22 protein-coding genes, 1 pseudogene and 1 other annotated feature (1 of these 24 only partly in view) are annotated in these 24,411 nt (G+C 45.8%); of the genes and pseudogenes, 3 read left to right on the top strand and 20 right to left on the bottom strand.

All coding sequences use genetic code 11. From position 1 onward, the window contains the following. Window positions 1-247 precede the first annotated feature (247 nt). Together DXA13_RS15245 and DXA13_RS15250 are read left to right on the top strand one after the other, a co-directional pair. The gene (locus DXA13_RS15245; protein WP_118245656.1) at window positions 248-3,076 is read left to right on the top strand and encodes a transglycosylase domain-containing protein; all 2,829 of its coding nucleotides are present in this window, start codon (window positions 248-250) and stop codon (window positions 3,074-3,076) included. A 420-nt stretch (window positions 3,077-3,496) separates the two neighbouring features. Continuing rightward, window positions 3,497-4,525 carry a DUF4062 domain-containing protein gene (locus DXA13_RS15250; protein ID WP_118245658.1) on the top strand — a complete coding sequence of 343 codons (1,029 nt, stop codon included), beginning with the start codon at window positions 3,497-3,499 and terminating at the stop codon, window positions 4,523-4,525. Window positions 4,526-4,678: 153 nt separating this feature from the next. Here DXA13_RS15250 and spoVAE read toward each other — a convergent pair whose 3' ends face one another. The 18 genes and pseudogenes from spoVAE to DXA13_RS15335 form a co-directional block, all read right to left on the bottom strand. Beyond that, window positions 4,679-5,032, bottom strand: coding sequence for a stage V sporulation protein AE (spoVAE, locus tag DXA13_RS15255; RefSeq protein WP_118245661.1), 354 nt, complete (start codon window positions 5,030-5,032; stop codon window positions 4,679-4,681). 10 nt (window positions 5,033-5,042) lie between these two features. Beyond that, window positions 5,043-6,101, bottom strand: a complete 1,059-nt coding sequence (locus tag DXA13_RS15260; protein WP_118245663.1) for a stage V sporulation protein AD — start codon at window positions 6,099-6,101, stop codon at window positions 5,043-5,045. 23 nt (window positions 6,102-6,124) lie between these two features. Then, on the bottom strand, window positions 6,125-6,577 hold the full coding sequence (locus DXA13_RS15265; RefSeq protein ID WP_118245665.1) for a SpoVA/SpoVAEb family sporulation membrane protein: 453 nt from the start codon (window positions 6,575-6,577) through the stop codon (window positions 6,125-6,127). Window positions 6,578-6,631: 54 nt separating this feature from the next. Then, on the bottom strand, window positions 6,632-7,057 hold the full coding sequence (locus DXA13_RS15270) for a stage V sporulation protein AB (protein WP_118245667.1): 426 nt from the start codon (window positions 7,055-7,057) through the stop codon (window positions 6,632-6,634). Beyond that, window positions 7,047-7,679, bottom strand: coding sequence for a stage V sporulation protein AA (locus DXA13_RS15275; protein ID WP_243009168.1), 633 nt, complete (start codon window positions 7,677-7,679; stop codon window positions 7,047-7,049). Before DXA13_RS15275 ends, DXA13_RS15270 begins: the two co-directional genes overlap by 11 nt. Further along, complete coding sequence (locus DXA13_RS15280; protein ID WP_118245671.1) at window positions 7,676-7,915, bottom strand: hypothetical protein; 240 nt, start codon at window positions 7,913-7,915, stop codon at window positions 7,676-7,678. Before DXA13_RS15280 ends, DXA13_RS15275 begins: the two co-directional genes overlap by 4 nt. 81 nt (window positions 7,916-7,996) lie before the next feature. Next, a pseudogene (gene sigF, locus DXA13_RS15285) lies at window positions 7,997-8,709 on the bottom strand (RNA polymerase sporulation sigma factor SigF). 5 nt (window positions 8,710-8,714) lie between these two features. After that, the gene (spoIIAB, locus tag DXA13_RS15290) at window positions 8,715-9,128 is read right to left on the bottom strand and encodes an anti-sigma F factor (RefSeq protein ID WP_118245756.1); all 414 of its coding nucleotides are present in this window, start codon (window positions 9,126-9,128) and stop codon (window positions 8,715-8,717) included. 38 nt (window positions 9,129-9,166) lie between these two features. Further along, complete coding sequence (locus tag DXA13_RS15295; protein WP_118245673.1) at window positions 9,167-9,508, bottom strand: anti-sigma factor antagonist; 342 nt, start codon at window positions 9,506-9,508, stop codon at window positions 9,167-9,169. A 145-nt stretch (window positions 9,509-9,653) separates the two neighbouring features. Then, complete coding sequence (locus DXA13_RS15300; RefSeq protein ID WP_118245675.1) at window positions 9,654-10,958, bottom strand: tetratricopeptide repeat protein; 1,305 nt, start codon at window positions 10,956-10,958, stop codon at window positions 9,654-9,656. A gap of 8 nt (window positions 10,959-10,966) precedes the next feature. Next, the gene (locus DXA13_RS21085; RefSeq protein ID WP_181995700.1) at window positions 10,967-11,110 is read right to left on the bottom strand and encodes a hypothetical protein; all 144 of its coding nucleotides are present in this window, start codon (window positions 11,108-11,110) and stop codon (window positions 10,967-10,969) included. Continuing rightward, window positions 11,097-12,425, bottom strand: coding sequence for a folylpolyglutamate synthase/dihydrofolate synthase family protein (locus DXA13_RS15305; RefSeq protein ID WP_118245758.1), 1,329 nt, complete (start codon window positions 12,423-12,425; stop codon window positions 11,097-11,099). Before DXA13_RS15305 ends, DXA13_RS21085 begins: the two co-directional genes overlap by 14 nt. 505 nt (window positions 12,426-12,930) lie before the next feature. Continuing rightward, window positions 12,931-14,127 (bottom strand): MalY/PatB family protein, encoded by a 1,197-nt coding sequence (locus DXA13_RS15310; protein WP_118245677.1) that lies wholly within the window; start codon window positions 14,125-14,127, stop codon window positions 12,931-12,933. 22 nt (window positions 14,128-14,149) lie between these two features. Next, complete coding sequence (locus tag DXA13_RS15315; RefSeq protein ID WP_181995701.1) at window positions 14,150-15,337, bottom strand: Xaa-Pro peptidase family protein; 1,188 nt, start codon at window positions 15,335-15,337, stop codon at window positions 14,150-14,152. Between the two features lie 30 nt (window positions 15,338-15,367). Further along, entirely contained in the window at window positions 15,368-16,642 is a 1,275-nt protein-coding gene (locus DXA13_RS15320; protein ID WP_118245681.1) for a TRAP transporter large permease subunit, read from the bottom strand. 15 nt (window positions 16,643-16,657) lie between these two features. Continuing rightward, window positions 16,658-17,140, bottom strand: a complete 483-nt coding sequence (locus DXA13_RS15325; protein ID WP_118245683.1) for a TRAP transporter small permease — start codon at window positions 17,138-17,140, stop codon at window positions 16,658-16,660. A 362-nt stretch (window positions 17,141-17,502) separates the two neighbouring features. Next, entirely contained in the window at window positions 17,503-18,621 is a 1,119-nt protein-coding gene (locus tag DXA13_RS15330) for a TRAP transporter substrate-binding protein (RefSeq protein WP_118245685.1), read from the bottom strand. A 50-nt stretch (window positions 18,622-18,671) separates the two neighbouring features. After that, window positions 18,672-19,970: an L-serine ammonia-lyase, iron-sulfur-dependent, subunit alpha gene (locus tag DXA13_RS15335; RefSeq protein ID WP_118245687.1), complete on the bottom strand. Its 1,299-nt coding sequence runs from the start codon at window positions 19,968-19,970 to the stop codon at window positions 18,672-18,674. A 372-nt stretch (window positions 19,971-20,342) separates the two neighbouring features. On the opposite strand from DXA13_RS15335, the gene DXA13_RS15345 reads away from it, so the two are divergent. Next, the gene (locus DXA13_RS15345; protein WP_118245693.1) at window positions 20,343-20,975 is read left to right on the top strand and encodes a GntR family transcriptional regulator; all 633 of its coding nucleotides are present in this window, start codon (window positions 20,343-20,345) and stop codon (window positions 20,973-20,975) included. 115 nt (window positions 20,976-21,090) lie between these two features. Here DXA13_RS15345 and DXA13_RS15350 read toward each other — a convergent pair whose 3' ends face one another. Together DXA13_RS15350 and DXA13_RS15355 are read right to left on the bottom strand one after the other, a co-directional pair. Beyond that, the gene (locus DXA13_RS15350; protein ID WP_118245695.1) at window positions 21,091-23,730 is read right to left on the bottom strand and encodes a valine--tRNA ligase; all 2,640 of its coding nucleotides are present in this window, start codon (window positions 23,728-23,730) and stop codon (window positions 21,091-21,093) included. A gap of 192 nt (window positions 23,731-23,922) precedes the next feature. Continuing rightward, the gene (locus tag DXA13_RS15355; RefSeq protein ID WP_118245697.1) at window positions 23,923-24,132 is read right to left on the bottom strand and encodes a DUF6472 family protein; all 210 of its coding nucleotides are present in this window, start codon (window positions 24,130-24,132) and stop codon (window positions 23,923-23,925) included. A gap of 81 nt (window positions 24,133-24,213) precedes the next feature. Next, window positions 24,214-24,411: a binding site (T-box leader), on the bottom strand; it runs 79 nt beyond the window's last position.

The raw sequence follows: 24,411 nt of genomic DNA on the forward strand, positions 1-24,411 counted from the left end.
GGAATATAGTTGCTCATAAAATGTCCTTCTACTGCTGTCAGAAGGAGACATAACCGTATCACTAATATATGAAAGAGTAAATATCAACTGTGCGAAAGTAAATTCCACTGGGGAATATGGGAGCGGAATTTAAAATTTCATTTTAGGAGAAATTCTTTAAGATTAAGTTTTGTTGAATTGTCAGGGAAATTTTGGTATACTGTGGTATAAATCGTTTGTTCCGCATATGCGATAAAGGAGGACTTCTATGAACTACGGAAAATATGCGACAGAACAGAAGATAAAATCGATGAATTCCAGAGGACGGAAATACTTTTCCAAGCTCTGTTTTTCGCTTGTCAAGACGGTGTTCATCCTTTGTCTATTCGCGGGCCTGATCGGTGCCAGCGTCGGATTCGGGATGATCCGGGGAATTATTGACGATGCTCCGGAGATCAATATGGAAAGCATCGTTCCAAGCGGTTATGCCACTACCATTTACGACAGTTCGGGTGCTTTGACCGATACCCTCGTAAAGTCCGGTTCCAACCGCGAGGAAGCCACCTATGAGGAACTCCCCGAAAACCTGATAAATGCATTTATTGCCATTGAAGACTCCCGTTTCTGGAGCCACAACGGCATCGATCTTCGTTCTATCACCCGCGCTGCCGTCGGCGTCCTGACTAATGATTACAAGGGCGGCGGAAGCACGATCACCCAGCAGTTGATTAAAAACAATGTATTAAAAGGCGGTAATGAAAAAAGTTGGGGCGCTAAAATCGAAAGGAAGATACAGGAACAGTACCTCGCCCTTCAGCTTACGAAATCCATGGACAGGAAGCTGATCCTGACCAACTACCTGAATACGATTAACTTGGGCAATAATACTTTGGGCGTCAAAGTCGCCGCAAAGCGGTATTTTAATAAAGAGGTTTCTGATCTCACCCTCTCCGAATGCGCCGTTATTGCAGGGATTACCCAGAGTCCCCAAAAGCTGAATCCAATCAGCGGACGGGAAGAAAATGAAAAGAAGCGAAAAATCATCCTTCAGTACATGGTGGATCAAGGGCTTATCACAAAGCAGGAACAGGAAGAGGCTCTGGCTGATAATGTATACGACAGAATCCAGGACGTCGATCTCGTTTCCAAGGAAAACTCCACCCCTTACAGTTATTTTACGGACGAGCTTACGTATCAGGTTAAGGACGCTCTGATGGAAAAGCTGGGATATTCGGAAACACAGGCCTACAACCTGCTCTACAGCGGCGGACTTCAGATCTATACGACTCAGGATCCCAGAATCCAGTCCATTGTAGATGAAGAGGTGAACAATCCAGAAAATTATACTGTTGCCAAGTATTCTATTGAATACAGACTCTCCATCACCCATGCAGACGGGACGACGGAGCATTTTTCAGAAGAGGATATCAAAAAATATCATAAAAATGTCCTTGGAGAAACACGTTATGACGGCCTTTATCCTACGGAAGAAGCCGCACAGGCGGATATAGACGGCTATAAGGCGTGGCTGCTCAAAGAAGGTGATGAGATTATTGGAGAGCGTGTTCATAAGACGCTTCAGCCTCAGGTATCCTTCGTTATCATGGATCAGGCAACAGGTGAGGTAAAGGCCATCAGTGGCGGACGCGGTGAAAAGACGGACAGCCTTACCCTGAACCGCGCATGCGATACTCCCCGTCAGCCTGGTTCCACCTTTAAAGTAATTACCGCCTTTGCCCCTGCTCTCGATACATGCGGATCAACGCTTGGCACTGTCTATTACGACGCTCCGTTTACTGTGGGAACAAAGACATTTTCCAACTGGTACAGCCAGGGATATCTGGGGTACTCCAGTATCCGTGAGGGGATTATCTATTCCATGAATATCGTCGCCGTACGCTGCCTCATGGAAACGGTCAGTCCTCAGCTTGGAATCGAATATGCAAAGAACTTTGGAATCACTACCCTGACCCCGGAAGACGTCACTGCTGCTTCCGCTCTCGGCGGCCTGACAAAAGGTGTAACTAATCTGGAACTGACGTCCGCATTCGCTTCCATTGCCAACGGCGGCGTCTATACAAAACCAGTATTCTTTACTAAAATTTTGGATCACAACGGCAAGGTTCTGATCAGTAACGAACCAGAGACAAAACGCGTACTGAAAGATTCTACAGCATTTCTTCTAACGGATGCCATGGCGGAATCCATGCAGAGCAACAGGAAATTTTCACGTTCCGGTATCTCTGTCAGCTCTACCAGCACCCGTGCCGCACTGACTAATATGTCGGCGGCAGGCAAGAGCGGAACCACTACGGCCAACAACGATATCTGGTTTGTTGGATACACCCCGTACTATACGGCTGGCGTATGGGGCGGCTGTGACAATAACCAGAAACTGATCGACAAGGCTACCGGCACGAATAACGGCGGAACCTCCTTCCATAAGGATATATGGCGCAAGATTATGACAAGGGTTCATGAAGGCATGAGCGACCCTGGATTCCCTGTGCCTGACAGTATCGAGACTGCTGAAATCTGCCGCAAATCCGGCAAACTGGCCGTATCCGGCGTATGCTCCGCCGATCCGAGAGGCAGCGCCGTTTATACGGAATATTTTGCCAAAGGAAGCGTTCCTACAGAAGTGTGCAGCAATCACGTACGGGCAACCGTCTGTGCGGAATCAGGCAAGCTTCCGACGCCTTACTGCCCGGAAAAGACAACCGGTATTTTTATGAACATTCCTGCCGGCGAAACTGCTGAGACAGACGATTCCGTATTCGCCCTTCCTGGAACGTGCACCATTCATACGGGCACAGGTACTATCATCGACTTCGATGCACCTGGAAGTTCGCCGGATTATTCGCCTTCTTATACGGGACCTGGTTATGTACCGGAGGAATCCACCACAGCACCGACGAAACCATCGGCTGCACCGACAAAGCCCTCCGCCTCTCCAACAAAGCCATCTGCCGCTCCGACGAAGCCGTCATCTGAGGCTGGCAGCTCAGCTCCGCCGAAGCCTACGTCTCCTTCCAAGCAGCCGACATCTGAGACGAGAAAGAATACGGGCTGGCCGTTCTATGACTATTATCAGTAAATAAAAGAGTGTGTGACGAAGTAAATTCTGCATTGCCACCGATACCAGATTCTTTTTCAATTCAGTTGCTAATATCATAAATAACAGAAAAAGCAGAGTATATTAAATGATTACTAAATATACTTTGCTTTTTCTTTTTTGATAAAACACATTTTTTAGTTGGCAGCAAAACTCCCCCGCTACCTCTCTCATTGATCCAGCCTCCTTCTAAAGAATTTAGAAACCAAGAAAAGACCCTACCATGGAAAAACATGCTCAAACATAATCGTTTTTAATCTTATCTAAAATAAGTATATACAAGTGATAATGACTTTTCTGTAGGTCTATGGTATGATAAATGTCATCAGAGTCTTACTGATATATCATATAGAACAGTGATTTCGTATTTGGAATATTTTATGAATACTAAGGAGAATTCTAATGGATAAAAGATTTCAGGTTTTTGTTAGTTCAACTTACGAGGATTTACAAGAAGAACGGCGCGAAGTCATGCAGGCCCTTTTGGAGTTAGATTGCATTCCTGCCGGTATGGAACTATTTCCCGCTTCTGACGAAGACCAGTGGTCGCTGATTAAACGGGTTATTGATGACAGCGACTACTACATAGTTATAATAGGCGGACGTTACGGTTCTACAAATGAGAGCGGTATAAGCTACACCGAAATGGAGTATCGTTATGCGGTCGAAACGGAGAAGCCAATCATAGCATTTCTCCACAAAAGCCCCGATGATATTAAATCAAAATATACAGAACAAACGCCTGAAGGAAAAGAAAAATTAGGAGAATTTCGTACTCTCGCTCAAAGAAAAATGGTAAAATACTGGTCAAGTTCCAGTGAATTAGGCAGTGTTGTTTCTCGTTCCATGGTAAAATTAATGAAACAATTTCCTGCAATCGGGTGGGTCCGGTCTGATAGCATAGTCGATGAAACATCAATGCGTGAGCTCTTAAAAATAAAGCAGGAAAATGAAGATTTGAAAAATCAATTACATCTAAGTAAAATAACCGCTCCAACCGGAAGTGAAAAATTAGCACAAGGTGATGATGCTACTACATTAACATTAAATTATGTAGGTACTACTTCCGACTACGATAGGTATAATATTACATCACCAATCACAACTACATGGAATAATTTGTTTTCTATCGTGTCGCCTTACATGGTTACAGAATGTACTGAAGCACAGATGAAAAGTGCGATTTCGGAATACCTCCATAAATTAATCAAAGAGGAACTAAAAGCCCTGAATAAAAAATATAAAAGCTTCAGTGGATTTGAAGTTTCAAATGAGGAATTTCAAAATATAAAAATTCAGTTCAAGGCACTCGGTCTGATTACCACAAGTACAAAAAATAGAAGCGTAAAGGACACAGCAAATTACTGGTCTTTAACAGAGTATGGAGATTATATCATGACACAACTCATCGCTGTAAAAAAAGAAGAATAAACAATTGCTGTCAGTATCAGAATCTGCAGAAAAAAATCCATGCCGCCGATACCAGAGGCAGTGACCCGGCCGCCGCCTTGAAAACGGACTCTGGTATCGATGACATGGCTGATTTTATTTTTCCGAACTTTTCAAAGTTCGCATATCTATTTCCTATTTCATCTTAGGCTTAAAGATCAGCGCTCCCAGATATCCGAAGATCAAAGCTCCAGATATACCTACTGCGCTTGCCGTAAAACCGCCCTTGAAGATTCCCAAGAAGCCATCCTTCGATATAGCCTCCGATATGCCTTTCCACAGGGTATTGCCAAATCCCAGCAGGGGAACGGTAGCACCGGCTCCGGCCCATTCCGCAAATGGTTCATAAATCCCCAGAAATCCCAGAATGCTTCCTGATACCACAAGCAGCACCATGATTCTGCCAGGCATGAGTTTTGTATTATCCATCAGAATCTGTACGAGAAGACAGATTCCTCCTCCTACAACAAATGCTTTTACGTAATCCATCATAACCCTCCTATTCCGCCGATTCTATAACAACGCCGTGAGCAATTCCCGGAATACTTTGTCCTTCATTAAAGCTTACTGTAGAAAGCAGCGCGCCGGTCGGCACAAACAAAACCCTCTTCCACTCTTTATTCTGGATTTTTTTCAGAATATAAGCACACAGAGTCGTGGCGGAACAGCCGCAGCCGCTTCCTCCCGCATGGGTATCCTGGCTGTTTTTATCATAAATCTCAATACCGCAGTCCATATGGACGTTTTCCAGATTTCGCCCCTGTTCTCTCATAAAGTCCAGCAGTACCGTTCTTCCAACTTCTCCCAGGTCTCCTGTAATAATCTTGTCGTAGTCTGCTTCCGTCCGGTCAAAATCCACAAAATTACGGTTGATCGTGTCATATGCGGCCGGAGCCATTGCCGCTCCCATATTCATGGAATCCGTCGCTCCAAAATCTACTATTTTTCCTGTCGTAATTCCCGTAACCTTCGCAATCGGTTTTCTTCCCATCCCTTCACAGCCGTCATTTTCTTTTCTGTTCTTGACCCAGCCCTCTGAGGCCAGGACAACTGCCCCACAGCCCGTCACGGTCCACGTTGCAGAAAAAGGCCGCTGATTTCCGTAACCCAGCGGAAAACGGAACTGTTTTTCAGCCGTGGCAAAATGGCTGGAAGCTGCTGCGACCGTCTGATCGGCATATCCTGCCGCCACCGTCATGGAAGCCAGCGACAGCGCTTCTCCCATAGTTGAGCAAGCACCATAAAGCCCGAACATCGGAATCTCCAGATCCACGGTGCCGAATGAGGTGGCAATCAGCTGCCCCAGCAGGTCTCCTGCAAACAGGTACCTGACATCTTCTTTCTGCGTTCCGGCCTTTTCCAAAACAAGTTCGCACGCCTGCTTCTGCATGGCGCTTTCCGCTTCTTCCCAGCTGTTTGCTCCAAACATGTCATCCTGTTCCACTACATCAAAATACGTTCCCAGAGGTCCTTCCCCTTCTTTTTTCCCTACAATGGACGCCGCCCCCATAATCAGCGGAGCATGTTCAAACTGAAGGCTTGCACTTCCCTTCTGCATATTCTTTTCTCCCTTCTCTGATGTCAATAAATTCCAAACTGCTTCAGTATGATATATAGAATACCCAAAACCCAGCTGGAAAAGATTCCGTAGAGAATGACAGGACCAGCAATCGTAAATATCTTACAGCCTGTCCCGAAGACATTGCCCTCAATCTTGAATTCCGTTGCCGGAGCTGCTACTGAGTTGGCAAAGCCTGTAATTGGTACAAGCGCTCCTGCTCCTCCGAATTTTACAATCTTCTGATAGATATTAAACCCTGTGAGAATAACGCTTAAAGCGATCAGACTGAGTGTTTCCCAGGCTGCTGCCGTCTCCTTGTCCATACCATAAGCCTTAAATGTGTTGAAGATCAGCTGTCCCAACGTACAGATCAGACCTCCTACCAGAAACGCCCAAAGCAGATTCAGCCATTTGTTGTGTGTCGGCGTCACCTGTTTAATATAGGAATCATATAGTTTCTTATTTATCTCCATGCTGCTTCTCCTTTCTTCATGCAGTATTTCCGGCAGACCGTGGGGTCAGCCATTTCATCCTCCCAGTCCCTTTGCAAAATATATGAGGGCCCCTACCAGCTTTCCTGTTCCGATAGAAAGGATCAGGTACTGCAGCCCAACGGCCAGATGGATTCGTCTGCTGATTACCGGAAGCGCTTTCAGCGTTTCCGCCAGCGACATAACGAGACAGCCGACAAAAATCCCTACAGACAGCCCATATGCGGTTAAAAGAAAATTTCCGCCGAAATTCAGCGGAAATTCGTAAATATCCAGGATATTTCCAACCGTCCCGCCCAGGATAATGACCGTCTCATAAAGCATGATACGGCCCTTTGTCTGCGTGCTCCCGATCAGCCTCGGGAATACTCCAATGATAGCCAGAAATGCAAATACCCCGGCTGCAATCACACCGCCTGCTGAAAGACCGATAAAGGTAAGAAGGATATATTTAAGTAACATCGATATCAGACTCCTTCCTTCCGTCATTGTCTATGAGCGTTTTACAGATATTTTCCTCATAAAGCCGCATTTCCACTTCCAGCGGTGTCGGGTCCGTGTTGATCTTATATTTTGCAAAGTGATTGAAGAAACCGACAATTCCGATGAACAGACCGACGGAGTAGGATACCTCCAGCACAGTGAAACCATTTGACTGTTTTCCTGTTACAATCATATAGATTTCCTTAAACACGTCGGTCACGTTGACATCGTTGTTAAACGTCATGATTGCAAACGCTGCCCCAAAAAAGCTGATGGCACAGACAAAAATGGTTTTTGACCACTCCCACAATAATTTCGGTTTTTTCGGGGCATGATAATCAATGATGTAGTCCACTTCGCCAACATTGTTCACCTGAATATCAGGATAGGTTGTCTGTATCTTATTAATAATATCCAGCACGTTCTCCACATACCGTCTGTCCCTGTCCGAACGGATCGCTTTCACTTTAATGGTGTTGCAGCGGTTTTCGGCATTTTTATCATCGCAAAAAATGGTGGCGATGTCTTTTAAATGAACATCCTTGCTGTGGACTTCCGTAATCTGGCTTACGTTCAGATACAGGGTCTTTCCTGCGCTCACTGGTTCACCGTCTTTCCGGATTCCCATGCTGCAGCAGCGTCAACTGCTACAGCTGCTCCCGGCCATGCCGCCTGTGCCATGCTGCTTTCTCCCTCTTCCATAACCTGGACCAGAGTCCCACTGCGCTCTCTTCCTCTCCCCGGCATTACGAACAGGCAGTACCAAAGCGCCGCTAAAACCATGCCCAGGCAGAGAACCATAACAAGTATTCCTGCTTTTTGTCTCCATGTTTCCATATCTGCTCACATCCTTTTCTATTCGGGTTTTCTATGAGTAGTATACGGAGTCATTTTCAATTTATTCCACATGGTAACCTTTTACAGCTTTTCACGCATCTGTTTTAAAATCTTTTTTTCAAGTCTGGAAACCTGAACCTGTGATATATTCAGATCGGCAGCAATTGTGCTCTGCGTTTGATTATAAAAATATCTTCTAACAATAATTTCACGTTCTTTTTCCCCCAACGATGAAATCAGTTCTTTTAACACCATTCGATTCAGCAGGGCTTCCTCCCTGTCCGTCCCTTCTTCGATCCTGTCCATCAGACAAATTCCGCTCTCATCACCTTTTCCAATCGATTTATACAGGGATTCCACTTCTGCTCCAGCTCCATGGAGGCTGCAACCTCCTCACTGCTCACCTCCAGTTTTCCGGCGATCTCTTCAATCGTCGGTTCCCGTCCCAGGCTGTAGGACAGGCTTTCTCTCGTCATGCTTACCTTCGTTCCCAACTCCTTGATTGAACGGCTGACTTTAATCATTCCGTCATCCCTTAAAAAGCGTTTTATCTCTCCTGTAATCATAGGCACGGCATAGGTGGAAAACTTCACATCAAAAGACATATCGAATTTATCGATTGCCTTCATGAGTCCTATGCTGCCGATCTGAAACAGATCTTCCAGTTCATACCCCCTGCCGGAAAACCTCCTTACGATGCTCCAGATCAGTCCCACGTTATCCATTACCAACCGGTCCCGCGCCTCTTTATCCCCTTCGTGAGCCATTTCAATCCTCTTCATGGTCTCATCCATAGGGGTCAACCTCCTATGCGTTTCTTCATTTTCACTACGGTGCCTTTTTCCGGCTCTGAATCGACTTCCACCTCATCCATAAAGGCTTCCATAAAAGAAAATCCCATTCCGGATCTCTCTCCCGTCGTGTCGGAGGTATACATCGGCTCCATCGCCTTCTTCACATCTCCGATTCCTATTCCGTTATCGCAAACAATGACGGTCAGCATTTTTTCTTCTTTCTCTACTTCTGCTTCCACGATGATTTTTCCCTCTCTATTCTGGTATCCATGAATGACAGCATTTGTCACCGCTTCGGAAACAGCAGTTTTTACATCGTCAATCTCCTCCAGAGTCGGATCCAGCCGGCTCATAAACACGGCCACCACGACTCTGGCAAATTCCTCGTTTTTCGACAGACTCTCTATCTCCAGTCTCATCGTCTCTTTCTTCCCCTTTTCCACAAATATCCTCCTTTCTATCCTGCCAGCGCAGCTTCTTTCGTATCGAATAAACTTACAAATTTGGGGATTCCTCCTATATTCAGAATCCTCTTCACCTGGCTTCCTGCCCCGTAAATCGTCACCTTTCCTCCGCTGCCCGCCATCTGCTTATACCTGTTCAAAAGCACGCCGATTCCGGAGGAATCCATAAATACGGTTTTTGAAAAATCGAATACTACCCGGTTAATATAATTTTCTGCCAGTAAAAGATCTGTTTCATACTTCAGATTTCTGCAGTTATGATGGTCCAGTTCTTTCGGGAGATGAACGACGAGCGTCGTTCCGTGTGCCTCATAAGTAAACGTATTTCTGTCCATTCCTCATACTCCTTCCATAATTAGTTGCAACAGTTTGGACGGCAGCATATGTTCCCGCCGTCCTGAATGATTAAAATATATAAAAAAAAGAAGACACCACAAAAAATCTTATCTTTCGTAGTGTCTTCTTTCTTTTCTCTGACGATTAATAACCGCGTTCTTCCTTAGCCTTTGCGGCCACATCGGAATTGCCGTAATTCATTATAATCTGGCCGAACAGTTCATTGGCCTTATCCGTCTGGTCCATACTCTTATAGACCATGGCTTCGCTGAAAATAACCTGCGGATTATCTGGTTTGATTCTCAGGCTCTTTTCGTAAAAATCGATCGCCTGCTCATGGTTTCCGTTTTCCTGTGCCTGGTCTCCCAGCTCTGCCAGAACCTGATAGCCGTTGGCTGCCATATCTTCATTTACCAGCTGGAGAATCGGCTGCACCGCACCGTCTGTAATCAGAGATCCGTCCATATTGGCATAGATCTGTACAGCCGTTTTAAAGTCATCGTTTCGATAAGCCTGAAGTATCTGTGCCAGCATACTGTACTGGGTGATAATGCCTCCGCTCGTGTCCGCAACCGTCGACAGGGATTCCTCTGCCTGCTCCTTCTCAGCTGTCGTATTCTCCAGCTGTTCCGTCAGCTTGTCGATTTCCATGCTCTTTTCATTCAGCATGCTGCTGTAGTTCAGAATTTCTTTATTGTGAATGTTATTCAGCGACTTCGTTTTTGCCGGCATGACCAGGAAAAAGAATGCCGCCATACCCAGAGCGAGTCCGATCAGTATATTGACGATCATCTGGCCGCCCGTATTTTCTTTATAAGAAGGCGGAATAATTACATCATCGTCCTGCATCTGCTTATGGGAAAACGCGTTGGCCAGCTTCCGCTTTTCGATTTCCGCTCTTCCCGTATGGGACTTGACAATGGACATATACCACTGCCCCTTCGGATTGTTTTTATCAATCTGAAGCACCCGGTAAAGGGATTTTCCCGCTTTCGTATAATCTTCATGAGCCATATATAAGAGGGCCAGAAGGAGATGCGCTTTGACAAAATTAGGATTCTCTTCCACGATGCCAGCCAGCTGAAGCACTGCAAGATCATCACTGCTGTGCTGTGCATACCAAAGAGCCTGGTTGTATTTCTTTATATTCTGGTCAACGGCTTCCAGGCGGCCTGGCTTCCTCTGTATCTCTTCCAGATAATAGTCACATCGGTTGTTGTCCGGCTGCAGGTTGAGACTGATCACCCACTGCACAATTGCATCGGAAACTTCCCCCATTTCATAATAGATAAGACCCAGAAGATTTCTGGCGTCCGTCTGATATTTGTTGAAATGAAGGCTCTTTTTCAGAGCTTCCGCCGCGCCCGTCAGATCCCTGATCTGCGCCCGCTCCAGCCCTAGATTATAAAAACTGTTTGCAATCTGTCCGTTTCTTTTTACATAATCCATAGGTATCCCTATTCCCTTTTTCCCTTCATCATTTCCATCATGATATCTGTCATATCCGTCAAATCGCTTTTAACGATGGCGTCCTCTACTTCTTCCACATCCATACTCGGTTTAAATCTGGCGATTTCTTCATCAAAATTAATCTGGTCCATATTCTTTCAGCGCCTCCTTTACTTCCCCCACAAAATAGAGGGATCCTGCACAATACAAAGTTTCATCTTCTTTCCTGTCTCTTAGACTGTCTTCAAACGCTTCTTTTACCGAACCGCTTACTTTTACAGGACAGGCTGCATATTTTTCAAACACCTTCTGAATCGTATATGTATCCAGTCCGCGGCTGTTTCCTATATGTGCTATGGTGATTTCCTTCCATTCTACGCCGCCGCACAAAATCTCCGCCATTCTGTCATATTCTTTATCCGCAACTACTGAAAACAGCAGCTTTGCCGTTCCACCAATCTGCCTCACGGTTTCTGTAAATTTTAAAATACCATCCGCATTATGAGCTCCATCCAGATAAACTCCCGGCAGTACCTGTTCCATTCTTCCAGGCCATTTAGTACGTTCTATTCCCATAAGAACTGCGTCCCGATCGATCCGACCGTCTCCCAGGACCTCCAGAGCTTTGATCGCCGTGACTGCGTTTTCTGCCTGATAAAGGGCTGGAAACGGTACTGTAACGAGAATCTGATCTTCCCTCTCACCGTGTTTCCATCCTGTTCTTACAAGAACACTGCCGTCTGTAAGCTCCGCCTCATAATCGGAAGGATATACCGGATAATACGGCGCATTGTGCTCTTCAGCCTTTTTTCTGATCACCTGTTCCGCTGCCTCTGATGACGCAGAAAAAACGACGGGGACATTATTTTTTATAATTCCTGCTTTTTCCCCGGCTATCTCTTCTATGGTATTGCCCAGAAATTCCATATGATCCATGCCGATTGAGGTAATGACGCTTATCTTTGGCATACAGATATTCGTAGCGTCCAGACGGCCGCCAAGGCCTGTTTCCAAAATAATGTAGTCCGCCTTTTCCTCGCAAAAATAAATCATAGCTATATAGAACAGGAATTCAAAAAATGCCGGGTGAGAGATTCCATCTTTCATACATGCCCGAATGTCTCCCAAAGCCTGACGGAAACAATGTTCAAAATCTGTTTTTCCAATCATTTCCCCATTCAGGCAGATTCGTTCTCTCATGCTTACCAGATGAGGCGATGTAAAAGTTCCTACGCGGTATCCTGCCTCTTTCAGAACGGAAGAAAGAAACGCACATACAGATCCTTTTCCGTTCGTCCCCGCCACATGGATGATCCTGCCTTCAGGAATTCTTCCAATTCGCTCAAAAACTTTCCTGATAACCGGGATGGAGTGCTTTTCCTTTGTAAACATTGGTATCTGTAGGAGATACTCTTGTGCATCTCCATTAAATCTGATTTCTTCTGGTCTGAATTCTCTGTTTTCCATTTTTTCGACTGTTATCCTCATGATCTTCTGACAGGTATTCCGTCTGCAGTAGCAGACGAAAGCGGCAAAACTGGTATATCTTTCCTGTCCGCACACTATGAATATTATAATATAAAGCGGTGAATATGCAAGGATATTCTTTCGATTAAAATTGCCATAATATGCACCTTATGTCAAGCTCTGTATTTATTTTCTTCTTCATTATACAGAAAGTGTCAAAAAATGACAACTGAAAGGTTTTATTCTGTCGCGGATTAGAATTCAAACGGATTCCCGGGCCGCGGCATTTCTGACAGCATGGAGTTCGCTTTAGCGAACTCCCGCACTGAGCGCGGTACCCGATAAAGCGGGGCACGAGCTGTCCATGGCGGAGCGCTTTTTACTTTCCAAAAATCAAGCACCTTAATACTTTACAAGAACAGGGTCTTTCCTGGAAAGCAAAAAATCCGGCACAGGGAAAAGGGGAACCCTGTGCCGGATCTCTTCATTTTTGATTCGTTTCGTTTTACTGGATTTCTTCAATAGAACGCTTCAACTGCTCCATAGCCTGTTCCAGAATAAATCTTGGACATGCTACATTGAAGCGCAGGAATCCATCACCTCCCGATCCGAACCAGCTTCCCATGTCTACGCCTATGTGGGCTTTATGGGCAATAAAATGTTCAATCTGCTCTGTATTCATACCAGTATCTCTGAAATCCACCCATACCAGATAGGTCGCTTCCGGTTTCTGCATATGCAGCATCGGCAGATTTTCTTCCAGATACTTCTTCATGTAATTCATATTGTCGTCCAGATATTCATTCAGCGCTTCCACATAATTTCCAGACTCATTATATGCCGCTTCCATAGCCACCGGGCCAAACCAGTTCATATTAAATATCCGGTTGGCGTTTAAGCCGGTTACAAATGCTTTCCTCATTTCATCATTAGGAATAATGGTATATGCCGTCTGAAGTCCCGCCAGGTTAAATGTCTTACTGGGCGCATAATTAGTAATCGTATTGTTTTTGATTTTCTCAGAAATGCTGCACACTGCCTGGTGATGAACACCTTTCATCATCAGGTCGGCATGAATTTCATCCGATACCAGCACTACGCCGTTGTCGGCACAGATATTTCCAAGCCGTTCCAGCTCTTCCCTGGTCCAGGCCCGGCCCACCGGATTGTGAGGATTGGAAAGGATCATCAGCTTGTTCCTCGGGTCTTTTGCCTTTTCCTCCAGATCTTCGAAGTCAATTGTATAATATCCGTTTTCTTCTTTCAGGACGTTTTCTACCATTCTGCGTTCATTATTGCGTATGCCGTCCATAAATGGATAATATACTGGCGTTTGAATGATGATTCCGTCTCCGGGCTCCGTAAAGTTCTGTATTGCAATGGTAAATCCCGGAATAACACCCGGTGTAAAAATGATCCATTCTTTTTTGACTTCCCAGTGATATCTGCGGCTCACCCAGCTCATAATCGCTTCGTAGAAGCTGTCAGGTTTTGTGGAGTAGCCGTAAATGCCTTCAGCTGCTTTCTTTTTAACAGCATCAATCACTTCCTTCGGAGCCTGAAAGTCCATATCAGCAATCCACATCGGTATCATTTCTACAGATTCATCCACGCCGAACTTTGCGTTGCAGCCGTCCCACTTTATGCTTCTGGTGCCTTTTCTCTCTACATACCGGTTAAAATAATCTCTCGTGTATTCCATAGTCTCCCTGCCTTCTTATCCCTTAGAAAATATACAGCGTCTCGTTTGGATGTGTAAAGAATTCACAGCCGTCCTCTGTAATCAGGAAGGTGTCTTCAATATTATAGCTGTGGTTTTTGCTGCTGTAATAAGGCATCTCCAGGCAGAATACCATGCCAGGTTCGAAAATCCTCTTTTCATCTCCTGCGATAAACGGCGCTTCTTCCGTAAAACGGTTACAGCCGATGGAATGGCCGTGATGGCCTCTCTTATATCCCCGGATATCAGCTTTGATCGTATTCTGAATTTCCTGGAACACGTCGCACATTCTGACTCCTGGTCCAAGCATCCTTCTGGCACATTCCACGCCTTTCCAGAGGCTTGCATAAATCTCTTCTCTGTGCTTGTCCGTATGGTTTCCAACTGCAAATGTTCTTGCCAAATCGGCGCCGTATCCGCAGTACATCGGGCCGCCGTCCAGCCTTACGATGTCTCCCAGCTGAATCCTGTTGTGGCGCGGAACGACTGCCGGGGCGAAGTCTGCTCCAATCGTGTGGGCCTGAAGGGCGCACATCACATCCGGAGACTGATTCTGGCAGTTATTCTTAAAGAGCATCATGATGTCTGCTTCCGTCATTCCCGGTACGCACTCTTTTGCCGTTTTGTACATGGCTACTTCCGATATCTCTGCCGCTGTGCGGAGCACATCGATCTCCCACGGTGTCTTAATCATTCTGGATTCTACAAGGGTACTGCTGCAGTCTGTCAGCTCTCCGTCTGCAAATACCTCCTTTAAGTAATCCCATTTTGAATGGGAAATCACTTCACTCTCCACGCCTACTTTCGGTGCCTTGTATTGATCGAGCACCACCTCGGCTGCCATGCGGAAGGTACGGAACAGGTCCGGCTGCGCAGGCTTGTCTTCCTCTTCTTCCTTTGCATAATCTTCAATATAAATCCATACAGGATAAGAAATGATCTCGATATCTTTGCAGCTGGAATCAGCGGCCTGCTTCTCGAATTCATTGCAGATCAGAGTAATTTTTCCTTCTTTCGGAACAATTGCCGCCGTCAGACCAATCTGATTAGACAAGTACAAAAACTGGCTTGCAAAACCGGTGCTATAGAAGATCGCCTCCGGAGAAGTAATGATCATCGCGTCCAGACCTGTCTTTGCCATGCATGACTGCAGCCTCTCCTGAACTGCCAACTGGTTTCTTTTTTCTAACATGTTCATCCTCCTTAACAGTATATAATTTTCTTACCCTACCAGATTTGGCAGAGCCATAATCAGAGCAGGACAATAAGTAATAATCAGCAAGCTGGCGAGGTTTACGCCTAAAAACGGCCAGACGCCGGGCAGCATATCCAGCATATCCATCTTTGTAATAGAATTAGTTACGAACAGGTTCATTCCAAACGGCGGTGTGTACATGCCCAGAGCCAGGTTGGAAATCATGATAATACACATATGAACGCCGTCCACTCCCAGATTAATTCCCATATTGAACACGAGCGGAGCGATAATCAGGATCGCTGCAGAACCATCCATGAACATTCCCATAACGAGAAGAATCAGGTTCAGGATTAAAAGGAATACAATTTTAGATGTAACTTTTGAAAGAAGCACGGTTGTGATAACGGTAGAAATCTGGCTGACTGTCAGAATCCATGCAAGTACGGTAGCTGCTGAAATCAGCACGAGTACCTGTGCGCATCCGATTGCAGATTCGATTGCAACTTTCCAAAGACGGTCCAAAGTGAGTTCTTTATATACAAACATTCCTACAAACAGCGCATATACAGCTGAGATTGCCGCAGATTCCGTAGGAGTACAGATTCCGGAATAGATTCCACCAAGGATGATTACTGGAACCATGAGAGCTGCTCCAGCTCTTTTTGTTGCAACGAGAAGTTCCTTTTTCGTTGCCTTTTTATCTCTTGGCAGGTTATGCTTTTTCGCAAAGAAATAGATGTAAATCAAACTGCTCAGTCCCAGGATAATGCCGGCTGTAATACCTGCCATAAAGCATTTTCCTACGGATACACCCGTTGTTACGCAGAAAACGATGATCGTAACGCTTGGAGGAATAACGAGAGCTACAGAACCGGAGGAAGCAAGAAGGCCTGCGATAAAGCGGTTCGGATATTTTCTTTCCTTCAGTTCCGGATACATGAGTTTACCAATGGCGATAATTGTCGCCGGGCTGGAGCCGGAAAGCGCTCCGAAGAACATGCTGGCCAGCTGTGTGGAAGCCGCAATTCCTCCGCATACATGGCCGATCAATGCGCGGGCCCAGTCCAGAAGACGTTTGGAGAGTCCGCCGCTGTCCATAAGATTTGCTGCAAAAATAAAGAATGGAAGTGCCATAAGCGCAAATGAGTCAATTCCACCTACAAGACGCTGAATAATGACCATTGCGTCTACATCTGAACCAAAAATCAGCGACAGAAAGCCAGATAATCCCAGCGCAACCATAATCGGAGTGCTGCTGATAAATAAAACGATCAAGCCAATTAATAAAATAGGTACCATATCGCATCCCTCCCCTTATTCCTGTATTTTATATACGCCGAGCACATTGTCCAGCAGCACTTCCAGAAGATGAATCTCTGTCAGTATGCCGCCAATCGGAACGCTCATATAGATCAGATAAATCGGCCATCCCAATGCCGGCGTCTTCTGCTGGGAAGCAAATGCAAACGCTGTATACTTCCATCCATAGTAACATAAAAGGCCTACAAACAGTGCACATGAGGCCAGCACAAAGACCGTTACAAATTTCTGAAAAGCGTCGCTCTTCACTCGACGGATTACATCGATTCCGAAATGAGCGGAACGCCTGAAGCAGACCGCACTACCGATAAATGTAATCCAGATCATGGAATAACGAACGCCTTCCTCTCCCCATTGTGGTGCGACGCCCAGACGCCTTGCGATAACGTTATATGCTATAATAGCTGTAGCAAGCAATATGAAAAATCCCAAGAGTATTTTTTCTGCCTTTACTACGTATTTCATAAATACTGCCATTGATATTCCCCCTTTTTTTAATGAGGATGTTGCAAAACGTTGAATTAGCCGTGCCACTGATACACGATTCCGTTCCAGGCAGTACCCAAATCACTACATCTGGTATCAGTGGCAATGCTTTTATTCCTTTTTGCAACACCCTCTTTGTGACATTTTCCTTTCGCTCGTTTCCTCGCTTCACAAACGGCCGGGAAACGCGAACTCCGCTCCGCTCCGTTTGCGTAGCAAATATCTTCGCGCTTTCACAGCGCTCAGCCTTTTATTCCGCTTCGCTTCACAAACGGCCGGGAAACGCGAACTCCGCTTCGCTCCGTTTGCGTAGCAAATATCTTCGCGCTTTCACAGCGCTCAGATATTTTTGATTATTTTTTTGCTGCGACGGCTTCGTCGAAGGCTGCCTGAAGTTTTGGAATGTAGCTCTTTCTCCAGTCGGTTGTAAGGAACTCGTCGTATACAACGCTTGTGGCTTCTTTAAATTCTTCGATCTGCTCGTCTGTCAGTGCATGATATGTACAGCCGGATTCTACCATCTTGTCGATGCAGTCCTGGATATATGGATCGATTTCGCTGTCCAGAACCTCGCGTCCTGCAAGCTCTGCCTGTCTGATGATTTCTTTTGTTGCGTCATCCTGGCTGTCCCACCATTTCTTATTAACCATCAGTACGTGTGTCTGTGCATCGTGGTATGTATCCACAAGATATTTCTGTACTTCATGGAAATTCATTGTGTAAATGGACTGTGCCGGATTTTCCTGGCCGTCAACAGTACCGTTCTGAAGTGCATTATATGTTTCTGCATAAGCGATAACGAGCGGCTGCGCTCCCAGTGCCTTATATGTAGATGTCAGAATATTGGACTCCATAATACGCATTTTCATGTTTTTCATATCTGCTACACTGTTGATGTCTTTATTGGAACTCATAAGACGGAAACCGGCAAACCAGAAGCCCATGCCGTGAATTCCTGCAGTATCTAAACGGTCCAGGAATTCTCTTCCCACATCACTGTTTAAAACGCCGCTGATAACTGATGTATCGCGTGGCAGAAGGTAAGGCATATCCATCAGCGCCATGTCTTCGCAATAGGAAGCGATGATTGCACACGGTCCCATAGCGATCTGTGTAACGCCCATCTGTACGCTCTGAATCGACTCCGGAATGCTTCCGATCTGTCCGTTCGGGTATACTTCACATTTGATAGCTCCGTTTGACAGCTCTTCAATTTTCGCTGCCATCGTCTTTAATGCATGATCTTCCGGCGTGCCTTCCGGCTGTGGATGTGTCAGTTTAATTGTCTGCTCCTTAACCGGGCCTATTGCTGTACCTTCTGCAGATCCTTCAGAACTTCCTCCAGCCTCTGTCTGATTGCTCTCAGCTGCTTTTGTTTCGGCCTCCGTCGCCGTTTTACCCGATGATCCGCATGCTGCCAGTGAAACAGTCATTGCCAGGGTAAGTGCCAGTGAAATCAATTTCTTTTTCATAAATAAATACCTCCTGCTTTTAAATTGTTTTTTATTTTCAGCCGTCTTTCTTATGAATCGGCTAAAATATTCTCTACATCTGTGTGGTTCAGCATAATATTCAGGATTTCAACATCTGTCTGCTTCATCCCGACACGCCCGATATAACCAATGCTTTTTATCGTGTTCTCTACGTCTTCCCTTACGATTCCCTCTCCAGGCTGGAATACATGACCCTCCAGACTCATTTCGTATGCCATGAATGCCGCTTCCAACGATACGGCAATCTTGCAGGCGCAGGAAGCTTTCGCTCCGTCACATACGATTCCGCCGGCATTTGCCACCGTATTTGTAATAATCTTGGAAATGGCGTCATAATCGCCTCCGTGCATGTACATAATCGCCGCTCCAGCCCCACATGCCGCGCTCACGGCTCCGCAGTAAGCCGACAGCCTTCCTACATAGCTTTTCTGATGAATCGAAAGCAGATTACTGACGACAAGTGCACGGTAAAGCTTATCCATTCCGACATCCCACGCCTTTGCATACTCGATAACCGGCACGGAAACCGTAATTCCCTGATTGCCGCTTCCAGAGTTGATAACTGCCGGCAGTGAACATCCTCCCATTCTTGCGTCGGAAGCCGCTGCTGCCCTTGCCTTTGCAAGATTGGCAATGCCGCTGTTTCCTTTTTCTTTCAGCATGGCTCCGACTTCTGCTCCATAGTGTTTCTGAAGTCCTTCATCCGCCAGCGCACTGTTCATGGAAATCTGTTTGTCCAGAATCTCCCTGATATCCTCAATCCGGACGATATCGGCAAATTCAAGGATTCCTTTTACAGTCATCAGTGACTTGTCTACCTTATACTCCTTGTCTTCTCCCGGTTCTTTTTCATAAATCACCCTATTGTCCTTAACGAGCTTTGCCACAAAGGTGTGCTGGTTGGCGATCACCGCCTCGGCACTGTGGCCACCTGCCTCTACAATAGCTCTCACATACAGGTTCTCTACATTTTCCTGAAGTCTGCAGGTACAGTAGCCCGCTTTTACCAGTTCTTTCGCACGCTTTCTGTCCTCATCCGTAATTCCTTCCAGCACCTCCAGTCCGTTTTCCGCTTTTCCTCCGATTGCCCCGAGGACAGCCGCGATGTCAATTCCCTTTTCTCCCCCTGAATTCGGCACAACAACGCTTTTCACATTTTTAATAATGTTTCCGCTGCAGAAAACTTCCAAATGTTCCGGAATATCCCCCAGCAGTTCTCTGGCCTTTGCCGCTGCGTATGCGATTGCGATCGGTTCCGTGCATCCAAGAGCAGGTATCAATTCACTTTTCAGTATATTAAGATAATTTTGATACAGCTTCTCTTCCATTCCATCCTCCTACGGTTTCAGTTACTTTTGATATTCTGCAAACGATATTTATAATACAGTTTGTAAACATCTTTCTAATCATATCAGTAATAACTTTATGACAATAATATATTATTCAGCATAATAAGTCAATATTTTTATGCAATTTAAACAGTTTTCCACATTTTGTACAACGTTTTGCCAAAATGTACGCCAATACTGGATAATAAACGGGGCCTTTTTTCGTCTTTTTAGCCAATTCAGTTAATTTTCTGACGTATATGGTTAAATAAATACGGATAAAAATGGTTTTTGATCTTTCCATCATTTCATTTCTCTGGTAAAATAGAATACATCATTCCATTCTTCTACTCTTCGAAAAGGGGACCCGTTATGCAAAATGAACAAAGTTTAAAGGATTATATCTATACATCCATTTTGGAGGATATTATAAATGCAACGTATAAACCGAACCAGATTATTACAGAAAAGGAAATTCTACAGCGTTACGGCTGCAGCCGGTCTCCCGTGCGGGAAGCGCTGATTTCGTTGTGCAGCGATGATGTTCTGCGCAATATTCCACGGTGCGGCTATCAGATCATCCATATCACGCTGGAAGATATCGAAAACATTCAGAGATACCGTCTGGCTCTGGAATGCGGCATGCTACGCTTTTACTATAATAAGACGACCGATGAGCAGAGAGAAAAATTAAACGAACTCGATAAACTCTGCAGCACCGTTGACGGCATATGGAATCACTGGAGCTGCAATACGGATTTTCACCTTTATCTGATCTCACTCTCTCAGAATACATATGCCTATAAGGAGCTGCACCGCGCTATGTCCATTCTCCGCCGCGCCTATGCCCAGTATTATCATGACAAATGGAATTCTACGATTCCCGATATGGACACCAGATATCATATAAAACTGATCCGCGCTCTGGAAGAACACAATCTGGACGATGCGACTACTGCCCTGTCCTATGATTTAAATGATTTTGGAGGAATTCATCTGTTTTGACGAACGTTTTTCAGTGTCAGCGAAACAAGTGCATCAAAAAAGAGCAGATACAAAACGTTTATTGCGTCTTGCATCTGCTCCTTTTCTAACTGTTTTCCGGTTGTTTTCTGTTCTTTTATTTCTGAAGCTGTTCCAGCCTTTCTTTTACCTGCTCCATCATATTAGCATATTTATCCAGCTTTGCACGCTCTTCCGCTACCTTGGCTTCCGGGGCTTTGCTCATAAATTTTTCATTATTCAGCATGCCGTTTACACGGGCCAGCTCGCCTTTCAGGCGCTTTTCTTCACCTTTCAAGCGCTCAATTTCCTTTTCAATATCGACCAGCTCCGCAAATGGAATATAGATATTCGCCTGTGGGATCACTACGGATACGGCGTCTTCTCCGATTCCCGATTTATCCTTCTGAATCATAACTTCGCTGGCATATCCCAGGGTTGCAAAGAATACCTTGCTGTGTTCAAATATCTGCAGAAGGCCTTCATTTTCTGATACAACATACACCTTTGCCTTTTTGCTCGGCGGCACATTCATGTTCGTACGTACATTACGGATTGCGCGGACCGCTTCTTTGATGGTCTCAACGGCTTTTTCCTCCCCAGCAAAATCCCACTCCTCACGATAAGACGGCCATCTGGAAATCATGATGGATTCCTCTTCGTCCTGGAGATTGCAGAAAATTTCTTCCGTAACGAACGGCATGTACGGATGAAGCAGTTTCAAAGACTGGATCAGTACCGTTTTCAGCGTCCAGATTGCAGCCGCCTTTGTGCTGTCTGCATCATCCCATAGCCTTGGTTTCACCATTTCTATATACCAGTCGCAGAATTCTTCCCAGATAAAGTCATAGACTTTCTGAAGGGCAATTCCCAACTCGTATTTATCCATATTGTCCGTAACATCTTTAGCCAGGGAATTTACCTTGGAAAGAATCCAGCGGTCGGCCATAGTCAGATCAGTCAGCGCGACCTCTCCTGCCGGAGCTTTTTCGATATTCATCATGATGAAACGGGAAGCGTTCCATACCTTATTGGCGAAATTACGGCTGGCTTCCACCCTCTCCCAATAAAAACGCATGTCATTTCCGGGGGCGTTTCCTGTCATCAAAGTCATGCGCAGGGCGTCTGCGCCATATTTGTCGATTACTTCCAGAGGATCGATACCGTTTCCAAGGGATTTGCTCATCTTGCGTCCCTGGGAATCCCTTATCAGTCCATGGATCAGAACGGTGTGGAACGGTTCTTTCCCTGTCTGTTCGATGCCTGAGAATACCATACGGATGACCCAGAAGAAAATGATATCGTATCCTGTTACAAGAACGTCTGTCGGATAGAAATAATCCATCTCCGGCGTCTTCTCCGGCCATCCTAATGTTGAGAACGGCCACAGCGCGGAAGAAAACCATGTATCAAGCGTATCTTCATCCTGTGCCATGCGGGCGCTGCCGCACTTCGGGCACTTATCAGGCGCAGTTCCTGAAACGACCATTTCCCCGCACTCCTCGCAGTAGTAAGCGGGAATCCTGTGGCCCCACCACAGCTGACGGGAGATACACCAGTCGCGGATTCCATCCAGCCAGTGAAGGTACGTCTTTCCGAAGCTTTCAGGAACGAATTTAAGGCGGCCGCTCTTTAAGGCTTCAACCGCCGGTTTTGCCATCTCGTCCATCTTTACGAACCACTGTGGCTTCACCATAGGCTCTACGGTCGTACCGCAGCGGTCATGAGTGCCAACGTTATGGGAATGGGGAACCACTTTAACGAGAAGTCCCTGTTCCTTTAGATCTTCTACCATAGCTTTTCTGGCTTCATAGCGGTCCATGCCGAAATATTTGCCGGAAGCGCTTACGGTGGCATCGTCATTTAAAATGCAGATTTCCTCCAGATTGTGGCGGCGTCCCACTTCAAAGTCATTCGGATCATGAGCAGGCGTAATCTTCACGCAGCCCGTTCCAAATTCCTTGTCTACGTATTCATCTGCAACTACAGGAATCTCTCTGTCTGTCAGCGGAAGTTTCAGCATCTTGCCGATCAGGTCCTTATATCTTTCATCTTCCGGGTTCACAGCCACTGCCGTATCTCCCAGAAGCGTTTCCGGCCTCGTAGTAGCGATTTCTACGAAACGGCCCTCTTCACCCACGATTGGATAATTGATATGCCAGAAAAATCCGTCCTGCTCTTCATGCTCTACTTCCGCATCAGAAATCGATGTCTGACAGACCGGACACCAGTTGATGATACGTGATCCCTTATAGATGTATCCTTTTTCATATAATTTGATAAAGACTTCCTGCACAGCCTTGGAACATCCTTCATCCATAGTAAAGCGCTGTCTGTCCCAATCTGCCGAAGAGCCCATTTTGTGGAGCTGGCTCACGATTCTGCCTTCGTATTCTTCCTTCCATTCCCAGGCTTTTTCCAGAAATCCCTCACGTCCCAGGTCATGCTTGTCGATTCCCTCTTCTTTTAATTTGTTGATAACCTTGACTTCCGTGGCAATTGCGGCATGGTCCGTTCCAGGCTGCCACAGAGCCTCATATCCCTGCATCCTCTTATAACGGATTAAGATATCCTGCATGGTATTGTCAAGAGCGTGTCCCATATGAAGCTGGCCCGTTACGTTTGGCGGGGGCATTACAATAGTAAACGGCTTTTTATCTTTGTTTACCTCCGCATGAAAATACTTCTTCTGAAGCCATTTTTCATAAAGTCTGCCTTCAATCTGGGCAGGATTATAGGTCTTTTCCAGTTCTTTCATCTAAGTTTTCCTCTTTTCTTTTATTATGTGCTTATCATTCGCGTATCCTATACGGGAAACGCCAACTGCGCTGCGCTCCGTTTGCGTAGCAAAAGTTCCGCGCTTTTCCAGCGCGTCACTCGGGAAACGCCAACTACGCTGCGCTCCGTTTGCGTAGCAAAAGTTCCGCGCTTTTCCGGCGCGTCACTTTTTTTATATTTGTTTTCTAACTATGCGGTATTCGTCATCCAGCTGGTAATAAGGGCATGCAAACTGCCTGCCGGAAAGGAAATGCGCCATCTCGTCCTCGTCGAGGCTGGCCTCGCAGACGTAATAGCCGTATTCTTCATCATAGACATAATTGCTGCATGTTTCACAACCGGTCTGGAAAGCCGCTTTGCTTTTTGCCTTCTTTTCTGTCATAACCCCTCCTTTTTCGTTGTCCGATAGGAGCACTTTCCTATTTTTCCTATTAAATCAAAAAACCCTCTGCCTGCAATGCAAGCAAAGGGCGAAAATCCGCGGTACCACCTTTATTCTGCTAAAAGCTGACAAGAAAGGAGTCCGCTCGAGGGATTCTCCGCCTTAGTTAGGTCACTTTAGCAATCTCATAAGTCCTGTAACGTGGACCATTCGAGAATACCTACTCACTCATTTCTGGCCTTCGGCATTCCGGCTCCAAAGCTACCTTCCGCATGCACT

Origin of the sequence: Clostridium sp. AM58-1XD (genome assembly GCF_003464085.1) — a bacterium.
Classification (GTDB): domain Bacteria; phylum Bacillota; class Clostridia; order Lachnospirales; family Lachnospiraceae; genus Lachnoclostridium_A.